General features: G+C 63.6%; 2 protein-coding genes and 1 pseudogene. 1 reads left to right on the top strand and 2 read right to left on the bottom strand.

The features are described from left to right. Together RKP46_RS02535 and RKP46_RS02530 are read right to left on the bottom strand one after the other, a co-directional pair. Positions 1 to 247 (bottom strand): annotated as a pseudogene (locus RKP46_RS02535) (NAD-dependent deacetylase); the annotation flags it as partial. Beyond that, on the bottom strand, positions 244 to 1,146 hold the full coding sequence (locus RKP46_RS02530; RefSeq protein WP_311105167.1) for a radical SAM protein: 903 nt from the start codon (positions 1,144 to 1,146) through the stop codon (positions 244 to 246). The gene RKP46_RS02530 and the pseudogene RKP46_RS02535, both read right to left, overlap by 4 nt. A 181-nt stretch (positions 1,147 to 1,327) precedes the next feature. Here RKP46_RS02530 and paaK point away from each other — a divergent pair, with 181 nt between their 5' ends. After that, on the top strand, positions 1,328 to 2,641 hold the full coding sequence (paaK, locus tag RKP46_RS02525; RefSeq protein ID WP_300330208.1) for a phenylacetate--CoA ligase PaaK: 1,314 nt from the start codon (positions 1,328 to 1,330) through the stop codon (positions 2,639 to 2,641). Positions 2,642 to 2,655: the final 14 nt, after the last annotated feature.

Below are 2,655 nucleotides of genomic sequence, written 5' to 3'. Positions count from 1 at the left end.
GGTTCAGGCGATGTCCGTAAAATCCCCAGGCAAGGCGGGGCTGAGCAGCGAAGGCGGCGGGGTTGGCAATCTGTTCGAAAGCGATGCGGGCTTGCCCCAGTGCCGGGTAGGCGCGCCAGAAGCCGTGCACGCCGCGAAAATCGGGCAGTCCCGAATCGACGCCGAGACCCGCTCCAGCCGTGATCAGCAAGCCATCGGCCTGGGTCAGCAGGCGAGCGCAACGATCGTAGTCGGGCGGCGTCGTCATAGTCCGCGCGCCCACGCCGGGCGCAGTGGCGCGCCCGCCGGATTGGCAATTGCCTGGCGAATCTGCGCCAGCAGCCGATCTTTGTCGGCTCCCAGCGTTCCCTTGAGGATCAGCCAGTTCGAGGCATGGTCGCTGCGCAAGACCGTTCGTTCGAGGTCGAGCGCGGCGACGAAGCCTTCCATTTCGACGAAGAGTTCGCGTTGCGTCAGTGGCCGCCAAGTGGGAAAAGTGCTGCGAAAACGTTCCTCGCCCGGTGGTAGCGTGACGACCAGCGTTGCCAGATACTCGGGCTGCGTCGCGTTGGCCAGGCGAGCCGAGTTTTCGGCGTGGCGCAGCGATAGCTCGGGTCCGCCGAGTCCGTTCAGAATCATCACGGAACGCTTGATTCCGGCCTCACCAAGCTGGTCGAGCGCGGTGCGTGTCGAGGCGAAGGTCTCGCCTTTGTTGACGCGTTCGAGAACCTCGTCGTCGCCCGACTCGGCGCCGACGTAGGCGATCGACAGCCCCGCCGCCGCCAATTCGCGCAACTCGCTCACCGACTTGCGTCGCAGATTGCGCGGCAGGCAATAGCTGGCAACCCGCCGGACAGCCGGCAGATGCCGACGAATCGCGTGCAGGATGGTGAGCAAGCGGCGCGTGGGCAGAACCAGCGCGTCGCCGTCGGCGAGAAAGACGCGCCGGATGGCGTCGCCGAAGCGTTCGCCGGTGCGTACGATGCTTTCCAGAACCTCACTCTCGGCGCGCGCGCGAAAGCGCTTTTGCGGCGCGGTATACATCTCGCAGAAGGTGCAATGGTTCCATGAACAACCGTCGGTGACCGGCAGAATCAGCGACTCGGCCTCGCTCGGGGGCCGATAGACCGGTTCGACGTAGCGGATAGGTAAAATCGCGGGCAGCATTCGGTGTGCGGGCAGCGGGTTTGGCAAGCAAGCCTGACAGATTGGTAGACCAGCAAGTGTAGCATCGTCGGCGGCGCTTGCTCGAACCGGGAAGACGCTGCAGGTCTCGGCTGCAAGTCCCTTGAAATGCAACACCACATGTAATAGCGTTCGAGCTTTTGCCCTCAGGGAGGAGGTCACCATGGTCGCAGCCGGACGAATCACCGCTTACGAACCGATTGAAACCGCCAGCCGCGACGAGCTGACTGCCTTGCAGATAGAACGTCTGCGCTGGTCGCTGCGCCATGCCTATGACAATGTCGCGCACTACCGGCGCAAGTTCGACGCCCGTGGCGTCCATCCCGACGATCTGCGCACGCTTGACGACCTGAGTAAATTCCCATTTACCGACAAGGACGACCTGCGCGAGAACTATCCTTTCGCGATGTTCGCCGTGCCGCGCGACCGAGTGGTCAGAGTGCACGCTTCCTCTGGGACGACCGGGCACCCGACGGTCGTCGGCTATACGCAGAAGGATATCGACATGTGGGCGGCGCTGATGGCGCGCTCGATCCACGCCGCTGGCGGACGGCGCGGCGACATGGTGCATATCGGCTACGGTTACGGCCTGTTCACCGGTGGTCTAGGGGCGCACTACGGCGCCGAGCGGCTGGGCTGCATGGTGGTTCCGATGTCCGGCGGGCAGACCGAGAAGCAGGTCCAGCTGATTGCCGATTTTCAGCCCGACATCATCATGGTGACGCCCTCGTACATGCTCAACCTGGCCGACGAGTTCAAGCGGCGCGAGATCGACCCGGCGGCAACCAAGCTGCGCGTCGGTCTGTTCGGCGCCGAGCCATGGACGCTGCAGATGCGCAGCGAAATCGAAACGACTTTTGCCATCGACGCGATCGATCTTTACGGGCTATCGGAAATCATTGGGCCCGGCGTGGCCAGCGAGTGCATCGAAAGCAAGGACGGGCCGGTCATCTGGGAGGACCATTTCTACCCGGAAATCATCGACCCGACAACCGGCGAAGTGCTGCCCGACGGCAGCCACGGCGAACTCGTGTTCACCTCGTTGACCAAGGAAGCGCTTCCGATGATCCGTTATCGCACGCGCGACCTGACTCGACTGTTGCCGGCAACCTCGCGCTCGATGCGGCGGATCGACAAGATTACCGGCCGCTCGGACGACATGCTGATCATTCGCGGGGTGAATGTCTTCCCCTCGCAGATCGAGGAACTCATCCTGAAACAGCCCAGACTGTCGCCGCACTACCTGATCGAGGTCTGGCGCGACGGCCATCTCGATTCGGTGGCCGTCGACGTCGAACTGAAGCGCGAGTATCGCTATCTGTCGCCGGTGGACAAGGAATACGTCGCCAACGCCCTGCAGCGCCACATCAAGTCCTTCGTCGGCATTACCACCGAAGTGCGCATCGTCGATATCGGCGGCATCGAGCGTTCGCTCGGCAAGGCGCGGCGGGTGATCGACAAGCGCCCGCGCGAGTGAGCCGGCTGGCGCGC

It is taken from the genome of Accumulibacter sp., assembly GCF_031732815.1.
In the GTDB taxonomy this organism is placed as follows: Bacteria; Pseudomonadota; Gammaproteobacteria; order Burkholderiales; family Rhodocyclaceae; genus Accumulibacter.
Note: the sequence above shows the minus strand (reverse complement) of the source record. Positions and strands in the feature narration are given on the sequence as shown.